This window comes from Acinetobacter sp. YH12251 (assembly GCF_013417465.1).
Taxonomy (GTDB): Bacteria; Pseudomonadota; Gammaproteobacteria; order Pseudomonadales; family Moraxellaceae; genus Acinetobacter; species Acinetobacter amyesii.
In genome coordinates, this window is record NZ_VPDZ01000001.1 from 61,781 (window position 1) to 83,663 (window position 21,883).

A 21,883-nucleotide genomic window follows, 5' to 3' on the forward strand; every position below is an offset into this window, starting at 1 on the left:
GATTTATGTGAATGATCCATGTCCTTGATGTAAAAAATAAAGGACATGGAAAAGCTCGAGATACCTCATGAATTAATCAATTAAATTAAAGTCACTCAGTTCTGTTTGTAGATGTTTTGGATTATTTGCAAATAGAAGTTGACCACTGGTGTATAACCAACCCAATTGACCTTGCTGCTGAAGACGTTTCAGTAAGACGTCGTTAAATGTCGACGTTGCAAAGACAGTTTCACTAAAGACTTTAAACTCACCGACATTAGTGTTTTCACTGTCTTTCATAAACAGCATGCCGTTTTTGGTGGTTGAACTCATATCTAAAGCACGGCTGACTAAGCGGTAACCGTCTTTAGCTTGCTCATCGATCATCTCCTGTAATTTTATGCTGCGCTCTACACTATTGCTGCCGGTTGGGTAAGTTTTATAGCGATAGCTGTAAGTGCCATGGTGTGCGCTGCTATTTATACAGGTTGCAACTTTAGGACTATTTTGTTTGCCGTTCAGAATTTCAGGACGAAAACCTGTGTAATAGCTTTTGAATTGAATAATACGGCAGCCTTGGGCACCCAGTGTATTGAGCATAGTTTCCAGTTGCACTGGGTCTACGAGCGGGGAAACATAGCCGCTGTCGTAAGTATATGTCGCGGTATCATTTTCCTTCTTAATAAAATAATCTTTGAAATTCAGGGCATTGGTTGGTCTGACGCTATGCAGGTATTGATAGCCTGATTTGCCTTTTTCATTTAACTGATTACGCCATGTAAAATATATGTCAGCGATAGAGGGTGCTGTACGGTCTGCAACAATATGATTGAAACGCGTATTTTCATTGGCAAGTTTCATGTAGCTATTAACATTACCATTGTCCAAAGTTTTAGAATCATAGCCAATTAACTTATAACCACTTTGTCCCATTGTATTGAGCTGAGTTAAGAAGTTTACTGTGTCGGTGGTATTAATAAAATTCTCAGACTTAAAGTCCGCAGCTGTGATTTTGGTTTTCGGTTTTAAATTGGTGAAGAATTCATTGGAATTTTTTGTATAGCAGCGGCTGTCCTTGAGTGGGTCAGTAATTAGTCCGCGTTGCATGATGATATAGCTTGGATTTGAAATCGTCGCGTTAATTACACAGAAAGAATTATTATTTAAAAAAGTTAAGACACGGTTGCTCGTCGCGCCACCTCTGACTGGTTGAAACTTAATCGAATGATATTCAAAGTTATTTAGTGTTACAGCCGGCTGTATTTCACTTATAACCATGTCATGAAGTAATTGATAGCGTTTGGAAATAAATTCACCGCTGCAAGTTTTACTTGAACTATTGTGTACCGCATATTTTAGTTCTTCGTTCACTGCACTGACTGAGTTTTCACTGGTTTTATGAATTGAAATTTGTGGTAAATCGCAATTATTGTTACCGAGGGCAGAATTCCCTTGAATCCATTCTCCTGTGAATTTATCCGCTACAGTTGTTGGTGTTGGTGTTGGTGTTGGTGTTGGTGTTGGTGTTGGTGTTGGTGTAGGTGTAGGTGTAGGTGTAGGTGTAGGTGTAGGTGTAGGTGTAGGTGTCGCGCCATCATCATTGGAGCTTGATCCACCACAGCCCACCAATGTCGTAAATACAGCAGCGATAATGCTGATTTTGTGATTATTATTCATGACTAGTGCTCAATAGAGTAAAGTTGTTATGTACGGCTGATGCGGTTGTATAAACATTTAAAATCAAGATTTATTGAACAAGGTGTGATTCAATCCAGCCATTGCCATGTTCTGTAGTGACTTCTATCAAACCTGTTTTAGTCATGTTTCCCGCAAAAATAATATCTGCATTTTTTGACAGTTTATTAATGACTTGGCTCGATTTATCGGCAGTTTTATAAAGCGGTAGATTATTAATTTTAGGTCTAAGTTGCTGTCCCATACTGAAACCATTTGCAGCATAATTTGAATTAGTCGTGGCCTGACTGCCTGTCCATTCTTTTGCGGTATTCGATACTTCTTTGGATGTTTCATTAAATTGATTCAGCGTATTTCTTAAATCACGCATGGTATCGGCAAAACCTGCATATACTGATATTGAAGCTAAAGACAGACTGCTAACGATGACTAAATGACGAATTTTCATGAACTTTCTCCTTTACTTTGTTATGTCATTCCGCGTGATAATATCTGACGGATTCATAACATTCGCGGTGTTTAAATAATTATAAAATGCGAAAATTTAGCATTTTTAAAATAGATCATTTATACTTCACTTGTAAAGAGGGTGGAGTGGTGAAAATGAATGTAGAAAGCCAGAGTGAACATCTAAAGCAAAGTAAAAATTGGTATCAGTCCTTACCGACGGAATGGCAAAATTGGTTGAATGAAAATATTGAAAATGGTTGCGATGTACAGAAAATAAGTCTAATTTTACAATCACATGGATTAAGCCCAAGGGCGGATCAATACTTATTTTCTGATGCAGACCAACTTTCAGAACAGCTGCAAAATGAACTTTTGGAATACAGTCTTGAGGGCTTAGAGACAGATGAAATTTTAGAAAAAATTAAGCAAAAAAATATTTCAAATCATTTGATCATTCAGTTTCTAAAGCGTGTAAACAATAACGTAATTTTTAAAAAACTGAAGCAAGTACAGCAACAGCAGAATAAACAGCGTTGGCTATTACAGGTGATGGGTCAATTGAATCAATTGAACGACCACATTCCATCCACAATCGATTGCATAGAAACACCTGATTTTGAAACATTTATAGAGCGGTATTATAGCCAGATGCGACCAGTCATTTTAAAAGGTGGGATACAACATTGGCCTGCACTGCATAAATGGAGTCCTGATTATTTTGCACAGCATTTTGAAAATGAGTTGGTTGAAGTCCAGATGCATCGTGAGCAGCATCAAGATTTTGAAAAAAAATCGGTACAATTGAAACGTATTATTTTGATGCAAGATTTTGTTGCACAAATTAAAGCCACTAAGCACAGCAATGACATTTATTTAACTGCGAATAACGCCGCTCAAAATAAGCAATTCATGCAAAAGATTAGTGAAGATTTAGGTGACTTCGCCAAAGCTTATTGTCAAAAAGAGATCAAAGATCGACATTTTTTATGGTTTGGTCCTGCAGGCACATTTACGCCACTGCATTATGACTTGACCAATAACATGTTGGCACAAATCTATGGACGTAAGAAAGTGACTTTGATTCCTGCATGGCAAATGCCGTATATGTATAACGATCAGTGGGTATTTAGTGAAGTTACAGATTTAAAAAAGGCTAATTTTTCTCAATATCCATCGTTGAAAAAGGTCAGACCTATTGAGTGTACATTGAATCCGGGAGAAACATTATTTATACCGATTGGGTGGTGGCATAGCGTTGAAAGTTTGGATATATCGATCAGCGTGTCGTTTACGCACTTTAATGTAAAGAATGATTTTTTTACTGAATACCCTCAAGATCTCATCAGATAAAAATTGTGTAGTAGAAAGAATAATGCGAAAATTTCACTTATGCAGTCTAATTTTCATGGCAATTTAATGAGCAAACTTCTCACCAATGAGGCAGATCAAAATTTACAGCAAGTATTGGTGCTGATGAATGAGTTGAGCCAATGGTTGATACGATCAGGTGTTGGATATACTGAGTTTACTGCTGCATTGAAGCCTATATTTTTTCAACAAGCTTTACGTGAGTTAGAGCGTATCGATCAAAAACCCACGATTTCTGCGATCAGTTTACTTTCAGGCCTACACCGTAAAGACGTGACAGCTTATAAAGAAGTGATTTCTGAAGGTAAGGATTTGACCGAAGCGACTGTTTCAGAGCCGATTAGTGTGCCATCACGTGTGATTGGTTTATGGTTAGCAGAAGGTTGGGGGGATTCTTTACCATTTAGCAGTGAGTCAGAAAATAGCTTTGAAATGCTGGTGAAAAGAATTTCAACAGAACGTCATCCGCGTTCAGTACTCAACGAGCTTATAAGGCTTGAAATTGCGACAGAAAAAGATGGGCAGGTATATTTACAACAGCGTCGTTTTATTCCAGATCCTTCACAATTAGAAGCACGCAAAATTTTAACTCGAAACGTTCAAGCGCATTTAGAAGCAGGTTTGCATAATTTATTGAATCCTGATGAAATGCCATACTTAGAACAAGCCATTTGTGCTGACGAATTAACAGAAGACTCGATTAATAAATTACATGAAATGAGTTTAGAGCTTTGGCAAAAATACTCACTACAACTTTTAAAACTTGCCGCGGAGCGTTGCGAAATGGATGAGGGAAATCCTGAAGCAAATCGTGTATTTCGCTTTGGAGTTTATCAACATGATACGAAAATTAAACTTTAAGACTTTAACCCTTTGTGGCTTGATCAGCGTTTTAGCGGGTTGTGACATAGAGTTTTTTCGAAGTGGTGGGGTTACAATTGAAGGTACAGGTGATCCAATCATTGATATCGGTCATGCAGGGGATGGCCGCGGAACAATTATCTTGGGGACACGATATTTAGAGTTTTCAGCTTCCGTGCAGGATTCTTGTTATGGCGTGGAACGTAAATTAGCCTTCCTCAATCCATTTGATCGTCAGTCGATTGACACAAAAACGTATGTAGAAATACCTGCTGCCCAAGCGGATCTTAATTCGCAAAATGTTCAATTGATCTTAAAAAATACCAATAGCGTACCAGTCACCATTCATTTGCAATGTGATATGCCATTAACCATGCAATTATTCGAGCAGGTTAGACCATATTTTCCAAAACAAGTATGTGATACACCTATAGATATCAAACTCTATCCACAACAACAGCATATATTTGAAGCAGCTGTAAATTTAGAGACTGTTGAAGATGGTATATGGTCACACGGTGATGGAGCATCGGTTGAATTAAAAGGCAATACACCAGACAAGTGTGAAGAAATTTCAATTCAATTTCAGCAATCTAGAAAAGCCATACAACCTTAATTGGTATATTTAGAATAACAAAAAAGGCGCTTTAAGCGCCTTTTTTGTTTAGAGATAAACTTGATTAGAATTTATCATCAAATTCGTTATGTTGCGGTGCAGGGTGTTTAAAACCTTTAGTTTTATAACCAAGGTATAAAATACCGAACATTGCCCACCACAAACCATATTTCAATGCAGTTTCTTCAATTTCTAACCACATCGCAAAGATACTGATAAAGCCAAGCATTGGAATAACCACGAAGCTAAAAATATCTTTGGCTGTTTTTGTGCGGCCATCACGAAGTGCATAACGTGAAATCACAGATAAGTTCACGAAAGTAAAGGCTGTCAATGCACCAAAACTAATCATCGAAATGACAATATCAAGATTCATAAAGCCCGCAGTTAATGCAACCGCACCTACGATCATGATGTTGTACGATGGTGTGAAGTTTTTCGGACTAATATGACCAAAAATCTTTTTGTTAATGACGCCATCACGACCCATTACATACATCAGACGTGATACGCCAGCATGTGCAGAAATACCTGATGCCATTACTGTCACAATCGCAAAAGTTAACACATAGGATTGGAACAGTGAGCCGCCGACGAGCAAGAGTATCTCTGGCTGTGTTTCAGCAATATTCTTGAAATAGTTACCCGGCTCAGCAGGGAAGAACAGCTGCATGAAGTAGGTACTAATAATGAAGATAATCCCTGCGATTAAAGCAGTTAAGAAAATCGCTTTCGGCAGTGTTTTCTCAGTATCTTTGGTTTCTTCTGCCAATGAACTTAATGAGTCAAAACCAGTGAACGAGAAGCACAGTAATGTTGCACCTGTAATCAGCGCACCCACAGACGTCAGCTCATTCCAAAATGGCTCAAGGCTCCATAATTGATAGCGTTCTGCCGCAGAAATCGGGCCATCAGCATTGAAGCCCATTTGAAGCTTGCTGTAGACCATCCACGTGAAAATACCAATTACTAATAACTGCACAAGTACAATCAGGCTGTTGAAGTTAGCAACAAAACGCGCGCCGCGTAAGTTAATTCCAGTCATGAATGCCGTTAGCACAATGACCCATACCCAGTGGTTTACTGTTGGAAATAGTGCTTCAAGGTAAATCACTGCAAGAATAATATTCACCATTGGAGATAATAGGTAGTCTAACCAAGAAGACCAACCCACCATGAAACCAACGTTCGGGTGAATAGATTTTTGGGCATAGGTATACGCAGAACCCGAAGAAGGGTAGCGACGGATCATATGACCATAACTAATCGAGGTAAACAGAATTGCAATAAGGGCAATAATGTAAGAAGTCGGCACGTGTCTATGACTTTCTTCAGATACTAAACCAAAAGTATCAAATAGAGTCATTGGTTGGATGTAAGCCAAACCAATAATAATAATGTGCCAGAGTCCAAGCGTTTTTTGCAGTTTAGCTGCCGATTGAGTCCCAGAGATATTTGTCAACGGCGTTATCCTCTTATCGTTGATCAAGGATCAGTCATGTTCTAAGGATCGTTTGAGACGAACGATCCCCCCTACGTTTTAAAACAAAAGTGCGCCAATCTACTCCAAATTGGTACATTTTGTCAGTAACTTTGAAATTATTTTTAGCAGAAATTATGCCAGTTTGATTAAAAAATAACTGATATTGCGTTCTGCAAGTGAAAAGCCCGATGTTTAAAAAAACATCAGGCTTAATTTTTCGCTATATTCGCTTATTTTTCAGCAATTACCAAGCTTTTTTTAGAATAGTTTTGAGGTCTTCTAAGCTGGATTCTTTAGGATTATAAATAATAGATCCATCATTAAGTGCTTTCTCTGCCACTTCATCTAATTGAGCTTCAGTCACTTTACCTGTTTCACTCAAAGTACGTGGTAATTTGGTCAAGCTATACAAGCGATCACGCATAGTTAAAATCGTTGAAATTGCTTTATCTGCACGAAGATGTGCTGGTGTTTGTGCATAAATATCAGGACCAGCCAGTGGTAATAGTAATTCAGCAATCTTATCGCCATTCACTTCTTTGTTGTATTCCAACACATACGGCAAGAATAAATTCATGCATAATCCATGGGGCAGGTGAGCAACAGCACCTAAAGCATGACCCAATGAGTGGACTAATCCAACCATCGAATTCGAAAATGCAATTCCTGCCATTGTAGACGCTTGTGCAAGTTCTAAGCGCCCATGTGCATCGCTAGTATTATCTAATACACCAAATAAGCTATTGCTAATTTTCTTGATTGCGGCAGTTGCATAGGCATCTGAAATCGGGTTCGCCGCCATGCACGTATAGGCTTCAATGGCATGCGTCATCGCATCCATCGCTGTCATAGCCGTAAGATGAGGTGGCAAAGTTTGCGTCATGCGTGGGTCAAGAATTGCTGCATGTGGCATCAAATAATTCGATGCAAAAGCCATTTTGACATTCTTTTCAGGGTCAGAAACCACAGCGACCATAGTCACTTCTGAACCTGTCCCTGAGGTTGTTGGAATCACAAAAAATGGTTTTAAAGGTTTTGGTAAGTTGTGCGCACCTGAGTATTTCAGTAAGTCATCACCACCTTCAGATACCAAGATGTTGGTTGCTTTAGAGGTATCAATCACTGAACCGCCACCGACGGCAATAATGGCATCACATTGGTTGTCGCGGTAAAGTTGAGCCGCTTTACGTACGGTTTCTAAACTTGAGTCTGGCGGAACATCATCAAAAATATAGCCAATCACCGTCTCGGTACTTTCAAATGCCGCTTCAATTGGTGCAAGTAATTGATTACTGCGAACACCTTTGTCGGTAATGATCATGGGGCGTTTAGCACCCAAAGTAGACAGTTCGAATGGGATGTGTTCTAAAGCAGCATGGCCAGCAATCACTTTTACAGGACAGAAAAATTCGTAATATGGTTTAGCCATGTGTTATGCGCTCCGTTTTAAATAAGACTGGGCTACTTTTAAATAAATATTTGCAGCACCGCTCAGTTTTTCTTTTAGGCTTAAATGTGTTGGATATTCTTTGACAGCCAATTCAGCCACCAATTTAGGTAAAATTAACGCTTCCATTTTGTTGAGACAACGCACCAGTCGGATGGCATAAGACAAATCACCATCGGCGATCATGCGGTCATTGGCAAAGGCTTGTGCGGTACTTTCTTGAAATGAGAAGACCAAAAAGGCATGATTCAAATGTTTAAACGTAATGGTTAAGTCAGGCTTTTGAGTGCCGGGTGTGAGGAGTTTGAGTTGATGGTCTTCCGTGACTTGCGCGACAAATGCAGCACCATTAGGAAAAACATTCATAGATAAAATAAAATTAACTGGAAATTTAGCAACTTCTTGTTTAATTTCTTCATCGACCTGGCTCGCCATGACCAGACCTCTGCCAATCACATCCATCATGAGTTTGACATAGGCCTGCTGGAGCGCGGGTTTAACGGATTTAGTTGCAATCACGTGTACATCCCTTATCTATAATTATTAATTTAGAGCTTTTACTCTAAATTATTTTATTTGAGAAAGCAAAGTCTTTTATAGTTGTTTGACTGTTACGTCTTTAAAGTAACCACTGTTTTTCAAAGTATCAATGATATCGACGCATAAGTTTTCAAATTTAGGGTAATCTTGCACCAAATCTTGTATACGAACCATTTCTAATCCAGCATAGCCACATGGATTAATGGTATGAAAACCAAATAGATCACAATCGATATTCAGTGCCAAACCGTGATAACTGCGGCCTTTACGAATTTTAAAACCGAGAGAACCAATTTTGCGTTCTGCAACATAAACACCGGGTGCATCAGGCTTGGCATAAGCGTCGATGCCGTACTTTTTCAGCAGTTCGATCATCAAGTTTTCTGCATAGGAAACCAGCGTACGCACGTTCCAACCTAAGCGATTTAAGTCAAACATGAAATAAGCGACCAACTGACCCGGTCCATGCCAAGTGACTTGTCCACCACGGTCTGTTTGTACCACAGGGATGTTACTTTGCACCAAAATATGTTCAGGTTTGCCAGCTTGCCCCTGAGTTAATACATCGGGATGTTGCAATATCCACAGCTCATCGGGTGAGTATTCATCTCGCTGTTCGGTGAGAGTTTTCATCTCTAAAAAGCGGTCTGCATAAGGGGTAAGGTGGTTATATTGACGAATGATTAATTCGGGTTTTTGAACAGTTTCAGTCACGTATTTCGTGTCCTTTTCTATCAAAGTCATGTATGGATTATAATGAATTAGACGTACAAAAGGGGGGTTAAATACTGAATTACTTGAGGGTATTACTATTATACTTAGACATAAAAAAACACGCCCTAGAGCGTGCTTTTTTATTTAAATCAACAGAATTACAGCGCGGTACGAATGTGTTTACAAGCTGCTAAATCCGCATAGACCGCATGTACTTGTTCTAACTCTTCGAAACGTAATTGAGCAGTAATTGAATGATATTTACCTGTACGAGATGGAGTCACAGTCATTTTACTGCCATCAAAATCAGGAAAATGTTTAACAAAAATTTCATTCACTGCAAGGCGAAGTTCTTCACCTGCATTACCAATCAATTTAATAGGGTAGTCCATAGGGAAGACCCAAAGATGCTCTTGCAATTCACGTGAAGGAGCGCGATTAGTCATATCAGTCATGGGACACCTCATTATTTAAAAATACCTGCAATGAGCAGGTATTTGGAATTATTTGCTACATGCTCATAATATGGGGCGGAAAACCCCATATTCAAGCCTGCATTGTCCTAGTTATAGGTTAATCATTCTCAAGGAATGAACGCAGATGTTCTGAGCGTGAAGGATGACGTAATTTACGCAATGCTTTCGCTTCAATCTGACGAATACGTTCACGTGTTACGTCAAACTGTTTACCCACTTCTTCCAAGGTATGGTCGGTTGGCATATCGATACCGAAACGCATTTTCAAGACTTTCGCTTCACGTTCAGTCAAGTTTTCAAGAACTTCACGTGTTGCTTCTTTTAAGCCTTCTGACGTTGCAGCGTCAATAGGAGAGGTGATATTACCGTCTTCAATGAAGTCACCAAGATGCGAATCTTCATCATCACCAATTGGTGTTTCCATTGAAATTGGTTCTTTCGCGATTTTAAGCACTTTACGAACTTTCACTTCGTCCATTTCTAGACGTTCACCTAATTCTTCTGGTGTCGGTTCACGACCCATTTCTTGAAGAAGTTGGCGAGATACACGGTTGATCTTGTTAATGGTTTCGATCATGTGTACTGGAATACGAATAGTACGTGCTTGGTCAGCAATCGAACGCGTAATCGCCTGACGAATCCACCAAGTTGCATAAGTAGAGAATTTATAACCACGACGATACTCGAATTTATCCACCGCTTTCATCAAGCCAATGTTACCTTCTTGGATCAAGTCGAGGAATTGCAAACCACGGTTGGTGTATTTTTTCGCAATCGAAATTACCAAACGTAAGTTAGCTTCAACCATTTCCTTTTTCGCACGGCGAGCTTTCGCTTCACCAATCGACATACGTTTAGAAATGTCTTTGATGCCTTTAACATCTAAACCAAGTTCTTTCTCGATGTCAGCGATTTTTTGTTGGAATGCCAGAACGTCAGGGCGGACTTTTTCAAGATAGCCTTTCATTTCTGCAGGTGCTTTAGCAATTTGTTCATCTAACCAAGCAAAGTTAGATTCTTGACCTGGGAAAGACGTACGGAATTGAGTACGGTCCATACGACCACGACGTACTGCATAACGCATAACTTCACGTTCAGAAGTACGGATTTGGTCATGGGTATTACGAATCAAATCAGAGATGATGTCGAATAAACGTGGTGTGAATTTGAACATCATAAACACAGTTGCAAGTGCTTCAAGTGCAGCAGCAGCTTCTTTACTGTTACGCCCATGTTTTTCAATTGCAGCTTTAGTGACTAACCATGCTTGTTCAAGCTCAGTGAAACGTGCTTTAGCAATTTCAGGATCTGGACCAGATTCGCCTTCAGAATCATCATCACCTTCAGACTCTTCTTCTTCATCGTCATCATCAAGTTTGACATCTTTAGTTGGCTTGTTGGTTGACGCTTCATCTTCATCGATCTCAGAATCATCTTCATCGATCACTTCTGGGATGGCTTCGTCAGATTCTGGATCTAAATAACCAGAAAGAATATCAGCTAAACGGCGTTCACCCGCTTCATAATCTTTATATTCTTGCAATACAACTTCGACTGCATTTGGCCAATAAGCAATAGAATGTAAAACGTCACGAATACCTTCTTCGATGCGTTTTGCAATGCTAATTTCGCCTTCACGTGTCAAAAGCTCAACTGTACCCATTTCGCGCATATACATACGCACAGGGTCAGTGGTACGACCGGGTTCATTTTCAACAGATGCAAGTACAGCAGCGGCTTCTTCTTCAGCAACTTCGTCAGTCGCTTCGCTGCCACCTTCAAACATTGTATCGTCAGTTTCTGGTGCACGATCATGTACCGGAATACCCACGTCATTCAACATCTGAATGATGTCTTCAATCTGTTCACTTTCAGTGATTGAGTCCGGGAGATGATCGTTAACCTCGGCGAAAGTTAGGTAACCTTGCTCTTTGCCTCGGCTAATCAGAGCCGCTACTTGAGAAGTAGGGGAAGTCATATCGCTCATCTTTGCTTACTCTTCGTTGAATCTGTGGCAGTAAAAAACCGTGCATTTTAGCACGATCGTCTCATTAAATCTTGTTAATAGCTGGCTTATCCCATTAGGACGATACAGCATCAAGCTGTCCAATGAGATATTAAAAATTTAAATTCAGTAATTTAGGTGGGGCTGAAATTGTTGTTTTCAAGTTCATCCCATGCATCGATTATTTTACGAGTCATCTTTGACTGTCATAAAAATGAAGGACGCAGGGTGGATTATATCATGCCACAGGTTTTGGTAAGAAAAAAAGACCTATTTTTAAAGTTTAGTTGTTAAAAAAACAAATAAAACTTGACAATATTTTATATCCCATATAAATAGCGGCTAGACCCCTTCAATTTTTTTCATTATGAGGTAGTTTTGGTGTCTTCTACAGATTTTGAACTAGATGATAACTACGGTGATGATGATGTGAATTTCGATGAGGCCAGTGCAAAAACTAGCGCGAAAGAATCGTTAGAAAAGCGCCGACTTATTGATGACCTTCTGGCTCAGCGCCGTCTTGAACGTGAGCTTAAAGATTTTGATTACGACATCGACGATGACGATGATTTTGATGACGAAGAAGACTAAATAGCGATTTAGCATAGCGCTTGAAAATGCTATGCTTACGCATTAAGTTTCTAACTCTGGATTTGAAATGAGTGCTTTAGATTTAGACCTTTTGAGTGACTATCTAGACGGCGATGACAACGAGCATGGTCTAGATTTTGCAGCGACTCATGGTTTTTTATGTGCAATTGCAGTAGGCCCAGCTTTTGATAAATGGCTAGACGAACTTTTTGATAACAATCAGAAAAAAGTACCTGCTGAAATTATTGCACAAGTAAAAGCATGGCTCGAATCGATTCGTCAGAATCTTGCCAATGAAGATGGTATTGAATTTCCATTTGAAATTGAAGAAGCCGATGTTGAATCAAGTCTTGGTGACTGGAGTGTTGGCTTCGTTGATGCCATGTTCCTAAACGAAGATGCATGGTTCACCGACGAGTTTGAAGAACAATTGGTAGATTTAACTTTGCCAATCATGGTGTTCAGCGGCATTGATGAAGAAGATCCACAAATGGAATCTTTCCGTCGTAATGGTCAGTTGATGGATGAACTTGCAGAAGAAATCCCAACCAATTTGAACGAATTATATTTGATGTATCACACACCAAATTAATTTCGACGAAATTTAAAAAAAGCACCTTGGGGTGCTTTTTTTAGCGCTATACCTTTTCAATTCAAAGTTAGTCTAAAGGCTTAACTACGTTTGGCTTTTAAGAAGCTCTTTGCCATCCATCCAAAAGATAAAGCCAACATGAGATAATGGATGAATAAGCTAAAGCTGATAGCAAGCAGCCAGACCCAAGCGGGTAATTCCGTTAGCGCCATTTGAATAAAGGCTTGGGTTTCAGGGAAGATCAAGAGACAAATGACAGTCGCGACGACACTAATCAGTACGGAAGCTAAAATACAGCTCCAAATCAAAGTTCGCTTTTCTAACTTATTTGGCACTCGCTGATGGTCTTTAACAAAGCTAGATGCTGCAGCAAGACCGCCCACGATGAGACAGGTAATAGATGAACCACCAGGTAAATCAAAGAAAGATTCGATGGCTGCGACAGCAACCATGGCGAGTGCATAAGCAATGCTAAATGTGATGATGTATTTTTTCATTATTTAATGTTCATGTTTTCATTATATAAAGTGCGAGTATAACTTACCTGAAGTGTCTTCACTGAATTTTAACTTTCATTGAAGTGGTGATGATTTAAATTTTAACGCAATACATTGAAAAAATTTATAATTTTTTAGCGCAATAGTCTGCATACCAACCGTAGGCAATATGAAATATCGTGCCATGAATGGCGACCATGCAGAGCATAACTACAGCAGTTAGCCCAATGCCTGCATTATCCACAGACTTCATAATGCTTTCGGCATTGGGATTCATCAGCACCAAGAACAGCACAAAAAAGCTACCAATGATGATTGCAACGGCACTGGAGCCCCAAACCAGTTGGATCTTTTCATGGTTGCTAGGCACACGTTGTTCTTTCTTTACAAAATGCCCAACGCTGATTAATGCACATGCCACCAATGTAGGAATTAATGTAATACCACCAAGATTTAATCCAAAAATTAATACGGTAATCAAAAGCACCAAGGCGATGCTATAAACAGCAGCAAAGTGTAGGAGATAGTGTTTCATTTAAGCCCCAAAAACAAAAAATTAACGAGGTCGACGTTGATGTCGACGGTACAAAATCCAAGCAATAATGATGACTGTGATCAGAATAATCACATGGCCAACTTTACTAAATATTTGCTGCATTAACTGCTGATTTTCACCTAAATAAAAACCCATACAAGCTAAAAAAGTGGTCCAAATAATCGTACCTAAACCACTATAAAACATAAACTTCCAAAATGGCATGCGGCTCATTCCAGCAGGAATACTAATGAGAGAACGCACAGCTGGAATCATTCGTCCGAAAAATACAATGCGGTGACCGTATTGCTCAAACCATGCTAGAGATTTTTTTACATCTGCCGATTTGATAAATAAATACTTTCCATAGCGATCGACGAAGTGAAAGATGGATTCATGCTTAAATTTATACCCAATCCAATATAGCAATGCAGCCGCCAGTAAAGAGCCGACACAACCTGAAATAATGACACCAATGAGGAGTAGTTGACCTTGGGAGGCAGAATAGCCAGCCGAGGGCATAATGATTTCAGAGGGGATTGGGGGGAAGACATTGTCAAGAAACATGAGTAGGGCAATACCGAGATAACCCAATTGTTCCATGATTGAAATGATCCATTCAGTTAAAGTCATGGTAGCTAAGGCAGAGAAAAGGTGTATTTATCCTATGTTGAAAAGCGCAGTGGGTAAAGTTCCGTTTTAAATATTCCTGAAACCACCTAAGCAAAAACAACAAATATTGAGTTCATCTTGTATTAAGTAGCATGTAGGCTTAATGAGAAGGAAAATGTATCAATGCGTGATGGCATTAAGATATGCTGAATGATATAAGGCTGAATAATTGAAAGGCTTGGATCATAGTTTTTATAGTATTGAGTGTACGCTGTTCAGTTTGGATTTTATTTAGATTTCGGAGCTTTAGCAGCTTTAAAAATCGTTTTATATACTGAACAGCGTAGGACTAGGTTGCAATAAGTGACGTTGTAAGGTGCGTAAATTAATCATCATGTTCCATATTTAACAGTGTGTGAATATAGACTTGGCGTAAGCTTAGAGATAAAGCAAATGGAATCACACAAAGTCCAAGAATATTGAGCATAGTAGGTTGTAAGTGCAATGTATAAGCAATAAATACGGCAAAAATTGCACCAATGCATGTAGCAATACTGACTATCAAAATATGCGACTGTTGGTTAAGGAGGTGTTTTAATTCTCCTACACTTTCTTTTACACGGGGAGCGGGTAAAGCAAGGCGCCTTGAGGTTGCAATTGGAGAGTTGATTAATTTTGGCATAATGCTTTCCTTTTCAATTATCTATAATGATTTTCTCGGATCAATTGATCAGAATAAGCATAAATGCGCGAACTGATTCTCGTAAATAACCAGATATAGTTATTTTGTCAAAAAAATTAAGTCACTGTTGAGAATGCGTAAAAAAAGCCCTAAAAATAGGGCTTTTATTTATATATCGTTACAACAAATTTTCCTTAGAGACGCTTACGTTTTGCTGCCACAATTTGTGATTGACGCATACGGAAGCCTGCTTTTTGCTGTTCAGTAGTTTTGTCGATACAGTATTTGCATGATACGCCGTGTTCGTAACTCGGAAGTTCAACTTCAGCAGGAGCCAGTGGCCAACCGCATGCGTGACATTTGATATTTTCGCCTTCTTCCATACCGTGAGTGACAGCAGTACGACCGTCAAATACGAAACATTCACCTTCCCACATGCTTTCTTCAACAGGGGTTTCTTCTAAATATTTTAAGATACCGCCTTTAAGGTGATAAACCTCATTAAAGCCTTCTTGAAGTAAAAGTGAGGTTGATTTTTCACAGCGAATACCGCCTGTACAGAACATGGCAATTTTCTTATCTTTATGCTGCTCAAGCTCTTTTTTCACGTATTCAGGGAATTCACGGAAAGTCTCAGTTTTCGGGTCAATCGCACCCTTAAATGTACCTGCTTTGTACTCATAGTCGTTACGTGTATCAATTAGGATTACGTCATCACGTGTAATTAGTTCATTCCATTCTTTAGGATCAAGGTAGTGACCGACTAAATCACGTGGTTTCACTTCCACACCTAAAGTCACGATTTCTTTTTTCAGTTTGATCTTCATTTTACGGAATGGTTTATCCGTACTATGCGATTCTTTGTATTCCATCGCATTAAAGCCTTCATTGAGAAGGAATTGATGGATGATATCTACAGATTTACGGTCACCGGCAACAGTACCGTTAATACCTTCACCTGCCACAATTAGAGTACCGCAAAGGTTGATGGTTTTTACCAAGTCTAAAAGACGTTGTTGAAGATCGGCAGGATCTTGAACTTCTTTGAATTGATAAAGTGCGGCAACAACCCAACCAGAGGTCGCTTGCTGTTCTACAGGTGCAAGCTGTTCTACAGTAGCGTTCATGGAGTACTCCAAATGAATAAACAGGATAAAAATTAAGGCGCACATTCTACCGTGATTTGGATGAATAAGCGAGTAAAGCGATGGCTTTTAACCACACATTTGATCATAGCTTCATTTCAGTAGTTTTAGCGTGTATAGTCATGCCGAGTTGTTTTTATCCCATAAATATTGATTGAATGGAGCCAGTTTTGAGTACTGATCGTCGAATTGCCTCGTTAACCCCATGTGCAGGGCGTTGTTCTACGGTATTTGGTGATTCAGTCTGTCGTGGTTGCCGCCGCTTTAACCATGAAGTCATAAAATGGAATACCTATACAGCAGAGCAACACACGGCCATTTGGTGTCGTTTAGATGCACAATTAGATCAAATTTTAATACCGATGTTGCCGCAAGCAGATATCATCCATGTCGAAGGCTTTGTCTTGTCTAAGCGAGTTCGCTTACGTCCAGATGCAAGCAAAGGCCGTAAACTGTATCACGCACTCAAGCTCTGCGAAAAAAACCGTCATTTCACAGATGAAAGTGGACTCGGGATACATTACAAACAGGTGCGACCGTTGTGGGATGAATTTGAGCGTCGTGTTTTAGCACTCGCCACAGCCAGCTATGATTTGGCATTTTTAAGAGCAGATGCCATTCGCTTGCATTTATTGCAAAACATGGATGAAGAGGACTAAGTCCTCTTTTTTTATTTATGAAATTTATCGTGATGTAAAAAAAATAAGTGAAAGAATCTCAGCGTGAATTATTCGGAGTACTTTTTATATTGTGTGGCAGTCATCGTAATGATTGCAACGCCTGGACCTGTCATGCTGTTGGTCGCAACTTCAGGTTTACAAGGCGGATATAAAAAGGCATTTCAAACCATTGTGGGGACAAATTGTGCGTCACTGATTTTGATTGTGCTTTCAGTGTGTATTTTAAAAGGCATTTTAAATGTTAATGCGCATTGGCTCGATGGCATCAAAATACTGGGTTGTTTATATATTGCTTATATTGGTTTTGATATTTTAAAAGAAGTAACTATACAGCCCACTGCACAATCTCTGCAGTTAAAAGCAGCACAAGGGGGTTTTAAGCAAGGACTAATTGTGGGGATTTCAAATCCTAAGGATATTATTTTCTTCGCGTCATTTTTTCCGCAGTTTGTAGGAATTACTCCTCATCTTAATCTGAGTTTAATTGTGTTGACCCTGAGTTGGATTGTTTTAGATTTCGCAACCTTGTCTTTGGTGTATTTGTCTTTTCATCGATTGTCGAAATCACGCTGGTATAAAAAATTGTTGGCACTGTGTGGGTTGATTTTAGTGGTAGTTGCCATCTACGGGATCTATAGCATATTCACGGTTTAATTCTTAACTTGAAATGTGCAGTAAAAAATAAAAAAGGCTGATTCAATCAGCCTTTTTTATGAACGTGTAGAGCTTTAATTAATTCGCACTAGAGATTGTGCTGTAAACGATATTGCACAATTTCTTCAATGGTGAGTACAGTCAAATGATGGGTTTGTGCATACGCTAAAACTTGTACGCCATTCGCCATTGTGCCGTCTGGGTTGGTTAATTCACACAAAACACCTGCGGGTTTTAAACCGGCCAGACGTGCCAAATCAATAGTCCCTTCAGTATGTCCACGACGGGTCAATACGCCGCCTTCACGCGCACGTAAAGGAAAAACATGACCCGGACGGTTTAAGTCACTAGCCACAGCACCATCTTTAATTGCGGCTTTGACTGTAGTTGTTCGGTCTTTTGCTGAAACGCCAGTAGTAACACCTTCCGCAGCTTCAATGGTGACAGTAAAGGCAGTTTTAAAATGGCTAGAGTTATTAGACACCATGGGTGGAAGTTCTAAATGATTGGCTTGAGCATCGGTTAAACACAGGCAGACAATCCCTGAACCGTCACGAATCATACGTGCCATGGTTTCTACAGTCAGTGTTTCTGCAGCAACAATCAGGTCGGCTTCATTTTCACGGTCAAAATCGTCCATGACTAAAACAGGCTTGCCATGACGAATGTCTTCTAAGGCTTGCAGCATGCGCTGTTCTGCAGGTGGAAGGGCAGAAAAGAAAATTTCGGGTTGAATTAAACTAGACATTGAAACGCTCGCGTAAATTTTAGATACGGTTGAACATTTCAGGACATGTGAAATAGTGGCGTTACGATATATATTGAAAATGATCAATGATATAGAGATGTGACGTCGTCTTCTTTCATCCGGACTATACCGTCGGCTCAGGTATTGCACCTGATCTGCGAATCGCGTTTAAACGATTGGCTCGTGGGCTTTTTGTAGGGCTTTCAACCCAGCAAATTTACCACCGGTGGGGAATTTCACCCCGCCCTGAAGCGATGTGTCTTGAGTATAGACCTGTTTGAGTGATGATGGGGGATTATTGCTTAAAATCATTTGCAAAATTTTAGATAAGTAAATTTATAAGATTGGATTTGTAAGCATTTATATAAAGTGTGTCAAAGCATGCTATCGTGCCGATAAATCAACCATGATTGCATAATGATAAAAAATGACCGCTCCTCAGCCTTCTCAGCAGCAGAATATAAAGCTGCATTGTTCACAGTTAGATCAAGAGTTTTCAACAGATCTGTTCCAAGATGTACAGGTCATTCGGTATCTGCAAGTGATCGGTGTTGCACTGATAGCAGCCAGTTTCGTGTATTTGATCGCGGCAAACTGGTTGATGTTGCCAAAATTTATTCAATTGGCAATTCCAAAGTTGCTGTTGCTACTGAGTGCTGTGACGAGTGTATATTTTGCCAGGCATGCTTGGATTCAGCAAAGTTTAGATACTTTAAGCGGTTTGTTGCTTGGATTGAGTTTGGCTGTGATTGGGCAGGTCTATCAAACAGGTGCAGACAGTTATCTGTTATTTTTAGTCTGGGCTTTGCTGCTTTTACCTTGGTTATATCGACCGAATATCGGAGTCTTTGCGTTACTGTGTTTGATCAGTCAATTGGCATTATTTTTATATTTTAAACAAAGCTATTTAATCGTTGATCATTCATGGTGGTATTTACTTTGCATGAATATATTGACCGCAATATGTGTGACCTTGTGTTTGAAATATTATGCTGCACTGCGCTTTGTATTTGTTGCATTTATTACACTAATGTCGATGTATTGCATGTTTTTATACTGCGGAAATGGGGTAGATCAGTATCAATGGCAATATTTAATTTTTGCCTTGTTGCTTCCAATTTATCTGATTATCTATTTTTATCGACAACAGCGTGCATTAGAAACCAGTTTACAAACTGCGGGTCTTGCCGCGAGTTTCAGTATTTTGATTTTCCAATGGGCAGAACATATTTTATCTGACTCGAGTGCAGGATTGTTGGTTTTTGCATTGCTGATATTTGCTTGGTTTGCGGTGATCAGTTGGGCACTGATGAAATTTCTGCCACAGACTAAATTTGCGGTTATTCCTTTAGCTATTGGGGCATGGTTGGCAGGCATTATTTTATCGAGCTTATTGCTGACCTATTGGAAGGCGTTTTCGATCGTCATGGGCTTAGTTTTTGTAGCTGTGGCTTGGTGGTTGATTCGACGAGCTAAAAGTATCTTTAGTCGCCAATTTGCTTACTGCTTATGGGTATGTGGCCAATCTGCGGTTTTCATTCATACAGAGAGCTTAACCAATAGCATTTCGTTTATTTTAGTGTTGCAAATTGGCGTTATATTGCTCTGTTTGTTTAGTCGAATGCATTGGTTTATTGTTTTTATTCAACTCATTGCAGGATACGGCCTTGCAGTGGCCACACTATTTGATGCCGATCTTTTTATGAGCAATGAACATGTCATCTTAGCTGTGATTGGATTGAATTATATTCTACTGATTTTCTTGCTCGGGAGTGCAACAGCTTGGTTGCACTCTATGTATCGAAAAAGCATTGTGTTGTGGATGTTATGCATCGTATTGGCGGGTGTGGTGTTGCAGACGTTGTCAAATAACATTCTACAGTTTGAACAGACCCAAAATGGTGTTCTTGACCTGTTTGTCGGTTACCTGCTGCCTGTGGTTTGGCTTGGCCTTTACATCGCAAATCAGAAAAAACAGGCGGGGAGCGAAAAATGGCCGTTACTGCTATTGGGCCTTGTGCTGATTGCGATGGGCTATTTTGGAATTTTCTTGTTATTGGTTTTATTGGCATGGGCGCAGGTCTATCAGCAATCTTTGGTTAAAGCCCTGAGCATCGTGTTGATCATTTTTAGCTTATGGATGCTGTATTACAATTTGGGTCTGAGTTTTTTATTGAAAAGTTTAACGATTTTGATTTCTGGCCTTTTGCTACTTGGCATTACCAAGATGTTATCTACGATACAGTATAAACAAGGGGGAGATGTGTGATGACCATACTCAATAAAAAAATGCTTCCTATTGGTTTGGCTGTACTCAGTATTCTTTTATTTGTACTGATGATTGCACGTCATGAATGGCATTTGGCAAACAGTCAGAGTATTTATGTAAAGTTGCAACCTGTTGATCCGCGCTCTTTGATTCAAGGGGATTATATGGCCTTGAATTATCAGCTCTATTTGGGTGGTCAGCCTTCTGAAGAGCAATCTGCCAATAGGCAGACAGCCAAAGTGAACGATGCTGAAAATTTACACCGTGACTATTTTGTCGATCAAAAAAGTATTGTGAGTTATGTGCAGCTTGATGCACAGCGTAGAGTGATTCGAACCAGTTTCAACCCAGAGTTGTTAGCGCAGTATCGAAGCTCATCTACAAAACTGGTGCTCAAAAATCCTGACAATAGATTTGAGGGTTTATATCCCGCTGCGAGAAGCTTTTTATTTGCTGAAGGCTTGGAGTCGTGCTATCGCGATGCGCAATATGCAGAGCTAAAGGTGCAAGAAAATGGTCAGCCTTTGTTGGTGGGTTTGGTCGGAGAGCATTTACAGCCCTTTGATTGTAAACAAAACCAAGCATGGTGGAAGGGCCCGAGAGCAGGGTAGATAAATTGAGCTGTTGAGTTGTATGTAGTGATTTGCGTCTAATACTGAATTTTTGCAGTCAATAATGCATAGTTCAGCCATAAAAAAGCCCGCAAATTTTGCGGGCTTTTTAGAATCTTTAAATGCTTGAATTAAGCAACTTGAACTGGAATACAGTTCGCTGTGTGGTTCACAGTGTTGTTTGGGTTCGCATAGACTAAACGTGGCTTATGTGCATTTGCTTCAGCTTCTGTGAAATCGCCAAAAGTTGCGATAATCATCAAGTCGCCAATATCTGCTTGGTGAGCAGCACCGCCATTTACAGAGATAATGCCAGAACCTTCTTCACCACGAATGGCATAAGTGGTAAAACGCTTACCATTAGTCACGTTCCACATATGAATTTCTTCATATTCACGGATACCGGCTAAATCTAGAAGAATACCGTCAATTGCACAAGAACCTTCATAATGTAATTCTGCTTGTGTAACGACGCAACGGTGGATTTTAGCTTTTAATAAACGAGATAGCATGGCTAGCGTCTCCTTGGTAGACCTAAGATCGTATCTTATGGTGGAACAATCTCTTGAATGCTGGGTCAGCAGTCAAATGCAAGCGCATTTTGCTCTGAAATCATTCAGATGGCAATAAGTA

At 39.6% G+C, this 21,883-nt stretch carries 24 protein-coding genes and 1 riboswitch; of the genes, 9 read left to right on the forward strand and 15 right to left on the reverse strand.

Going from position 1 to position 21,883, the window contains the following annotated elements; translation table 11 throughout:
* Positions 1-72: 72 nt before the first annotated feature.
* Positions 73-1,656, reverse strand: coding sequence for a PT dipeptide repeat lipoprotein (locus tag FTV27_RS00290; protein WP_180076729.1), 1,584 nt, complete (start codon positions 1,654-1,656; stop codon positions 73-75).
* Between the two features lie 70 nt (positions 1,657-1,726).
* Positions 1,727-2,122 carry a hypothetical protein gene (locus tag FTV27_RS00295; protein ID WP_180055768.1) on the reverse strand — a complete coding sequence of 132 codons (396 nt, stop codon included), beginning with the start codon at positions 2,120-2,122 and terminating at the stop codon, positions 1,727-1,729.
* Between the two features lie 155 nt (positions 2,123-2,277).
* On the opposite strand from FTV27_RS00295, the gene FTV27_RS00300 reads away from it, so the two are divergent.
* The 3 genes from FTV27_RS00300 (at position 2,278) to FTV27_RS00310 (ending at position 4,969) form a co-directional block, all read left to right on the forward strand.
* On the forward strand, positions 2,278-3,474 hold the full coding sequence (locus FTV27_RS00300) for a cupin-like domain-containing protein (RefSeq protein ID WP_180076730.1): 1,197 nt from the start codon (positions 2,278-2,280) through the stop codon (positions 3,472-3,474).
* 66 nt (positions 3,475-3,540) lie between these two features.
* Positions 3,541-4,353 (forward strand): DUF6502 family protein, encoded by an 813-nt coding sequence (locus FTV27_RS00305; protein ID WP_180076731.1) that lies wholly within the window; start codon positions 3,541-3,543, stop codon positions 4,351-4,353.
* A complete protein-coding gene (locus tag FTV27_RS00310; RefSeq protein ID WP_078192196.1) occupies positions 4,331-4,969 on the forward strand; it encodes a hypothetical protein in 639 nt (212 codons plus the stop codon). The genes FTV27_RS00305 and FTV27_RS00310 overlap by 23 nt, the downstream gene beginning before the upstream one ends.
* Before the next feature lie 64 nt (positions 4,970-5,033).
* Here the strand turns inward: FTV27_RS00310 and FTV27_RS00315 are convergent, their stop codons facing one another.
* From FTV27_RS00315 to rpoD, 6 genes are all read right to left on the reverse strand, one after another.
* Positions 5,034-6,431: an APC family permease gene (locus FTV27_RS00315; RefSeq protein ID WP_111885298.1), complete on the reverse strand. Its 1,398-nt coding sequence runs from the start codon at positions 6,429-6,431 to the stop codon at positions 5,034-5,036.
* Between the two features lie 265 nt (positions 6,432-6,696).
* Entirely contained in the window at positions 6,697-7,881 is a 1,185-nt protein-coding gene (locus tag FTV27_RS00320; protein ID WP_180076732.1) for an iron-containing alcohol dehydrogenase, read from the reverse strand.
* A 3-nt stretch (positions 7,882-7,884) separates the two neighbouring features.
* Positions 7,885-8,418, reverse strand: coding sequence for a hypothetical protein (locus FTV27_RS00325; RefSeq protein WP_180011534.1), 534 nt, complete (start codon positions 8,416-8,418; stop codon positions 7,885-7,887).
* A 75-nt stretch (positions 8,419-8,493) separates the two neighbouring features.
* The gene (gene lipB, locus FTV27_RS00330; RefSeq protein WP_180023222.1) at positions 8,494-9,153 is read right to left on the reverse strand and encodes a lipoyl(octanoyl) transferase LipB; all 660 of its coding nucleotides are present in this window, start codon (positions 9,151-9,153) and stop codon (positions 8,494-8,496) included.
* A gap of 158 nt (positions 9,154-9,311) precedes the next feature.
* Positions 9,312-9,599, reverse strand: coding sequence for a YbeD family protein (locus FTV27_RS00335; protein ID WP_078191448.1), 288 nt, complete (start codon positions 9,597-9,599; stop codon positions 9,312-9,314).
* Between the two features lie 127 nt (positions 9,600-9,726).
* Positions 9,727-11,616 carry an RNA polymerase sigma factor RpoD gene (gene rpoD / locus FTV27_RS00340; RefSeq protein WP_078192191.1) on the reverse strand — a complete coding sequence of 630 codons (1,890 nt, stop codon included), beginning with the start codon at positions 11,614-11,616 and terminating at the stop codon, positions 9,727-9,729.
* 399 nt (positions 11,617-12,015) lie between these two features.
* On the opposite strand from rpoD, the gene FTV27_RS00345 reads away from it, so the two are divergent.
* Positions 12,016-12,225, forward strand: a complete 210-nt coding sequence (locus FTV27_RS00345) for a PA3496 family putative envelope integrity protein (protein ID WP_078191373.1) — start codon at positions 12,016-12,018, stop codon at positions 12,223-12,225.
* A gap of 67 nt (positions 12,226-12,292) precedes the next feature.
* Positions 12,293-12,817, forward strand: coding sequence for a YecA family protein (locus FTV27_RS00350; RefSeq protein WP_078191372.1), 525 nt, complete (start codon positions 12,293-12,295; stop codon positions 12,815-12,817).
* 80 nt (positions 12,818-12,897) lie between these two features.
* On the opposite strand, the gene FTV27_RS00355 is transcribed toward FTV27_RS00350, so the two are convergent.
* The 5 genes from FTV27_RS00355 to FTV27_RS00375 form a co-directional block, all read right to left on the reverse strand.
* Positions 12,898-13,314 (reverse strand): ABZJ_00895 family protein, encoded by a 417-nt coding sequence (locus FTV27_RS00355; protein ID WP_180076734.1) that lies wholly within the window; start codon positions 13,312-13,314, stop codon positions 12,898-12,900.
* 124 nt (positions 13,315-13,438) lie between these two features.
* On the reverse strand, positions 13,439-13,849 hold the full coding sequence (locus FTV27_RS00360; protein WP_078192189.1) for an ABZJ_00895 family protein: 411 nt from the start codon (positions 13,847-13,849) through the stop codon (positions 13,439-13,441).
* A gap of 21 nt (positions 13,850-13,870) precedes the next feature.
* The gene (locus tag FTV27_RS00365) at positions 13,871-14,482 is read right to left on the reverse strand and encodes a DedA family protein (RefSeq protein ID WP_111885305.1); all 612 of its coding nucleotides are present in this window, start codon (positions 14,480-14,482) and stop codon (positions 13,871-13,873) included.
* A 364-nt stretch (positions 14,483-14,846) separates the two neighbouring features.
* Positions 14,847-15,143 carry a hypothetical protein gene (locus FTV27_RS00370; RefSeq protein WP_180076735.1) on the reverse strand — a complete coding sequence of 99 codons (297 nt, stop codon included), beginning with the start codon at positions 15,141-15,143 and terminating at the stop codon, positions 14,847-14,849.
* A gap of 194 nt (positions 15,144-15,337) precedes the next feature.
* A complete protein-coding gene (locus FTV27_RS00375) occupies positions 15,338-16,270 on the reverse strand; it encodes a rhodanese-related sulfurtransferase (RefSeq protein ID WP_111885306.1) in 933 nt (310 codons plus the stop codon).
* Between the two features lie 188 nt (positions 16,271-16,458).
* Between FTV27_RS00375 and FTV27_RS00380 the strand changes: the two genes are divergently transcribed.
* Positions 16,459-16,947 (forward strand): DUF1289 domain-containing protein, encoded by a 489-nt coding sequence (locus FTV27_RS00380; RefSeq protein WP_168378110.1) that lies wholly within the window; start codon positions 16,459-16,461, stop codon positions 16,945-16,947.
* A gap of 63 nt (positions 16,948-17,010) precedes the next feature.
* Positions 17,011-17,622 (forward strand): LysE family translocator, encoded by a 612-nt coding sequence (locus tag FTV27_RS00385; RefSeq protein ID WP_180076736.1) that lies wholly within the window; start codon positions 17,011-17,013, stop codon positions 17,620-17,622.
* 88 nt (positions 17,623-17,710) lie between these two features.
* On the opposite strand, the gene ribB is transcribed toward FTV27_RS00385, so the two are convergent.
* Positions 17,711-18,370, reverse strand: coding sequence for a 3,4-dihydroxy-2-butanone-4-phosphate synthase (gene ribB / locus FTV27_RS00390; RefSeq protein WP_180076737.1), 660 nt, complete (start codon positions 18,368-18,370; stop codon positions 17,711-17,713).
* Between the two features lie 103 nt (positions 18,371-18,473).
* Positions 18,474-18,627: riboswitch (FMN riboswitch) on the reverse strand.
* A 170-nt stretch (positions 18,628-18,797) separates the two neighbouring features.
* Between ribB and FTV27_RS00395 the strand changes: the two genes are divergently transcribed.
* Together FTV27_RS00395 and FTV27_RS00400 are read left to right on the forward strand one after the other, a co-directional pair.
* Positions 18,798-20,639, forward strand: a complete 1,842-nt coding sequence (locus FTV27_RS00395; protein WP_180076738.1) for a DUF2157 domain-containing protein — start codon at positions 18,798-18,800, stop codon at positions 20,637-20,639.
* Complete coding sequence (locus FTV27_RS00400) at positions 20,639-21,250, forward strand: GDYXXLXY domain-containing protein (RefSeq protein WP_180076739.1); 612 nt, start codon at positions 20,639-20,641, stop codon at positions 21,248-21,250. The genes FTV27_RS00395 and FTV27_RS00400 overlap by 1 nt, the downstream gene beginning before the upstream one ends.
* Positions 21,251-21,381: 131 nt before the next feature.
* On the opposite strand, the gene panD is transcribed toward FTV27_RS00400, so the two are convergent.
* Complete coding sequence (gene panD / locus FTV27_RS00405) at positions 21,382-21,762, reverse strand: aspartate 1-decarboxylase (RefSeq protein WP_078192181.1); 381 nt, start codon at positions 21,760-21,762, stop codon at positions 21,382-21,384.
* Between the last annotated feature and the right edge of the window lie 121 nt (positions 21,763-21,883).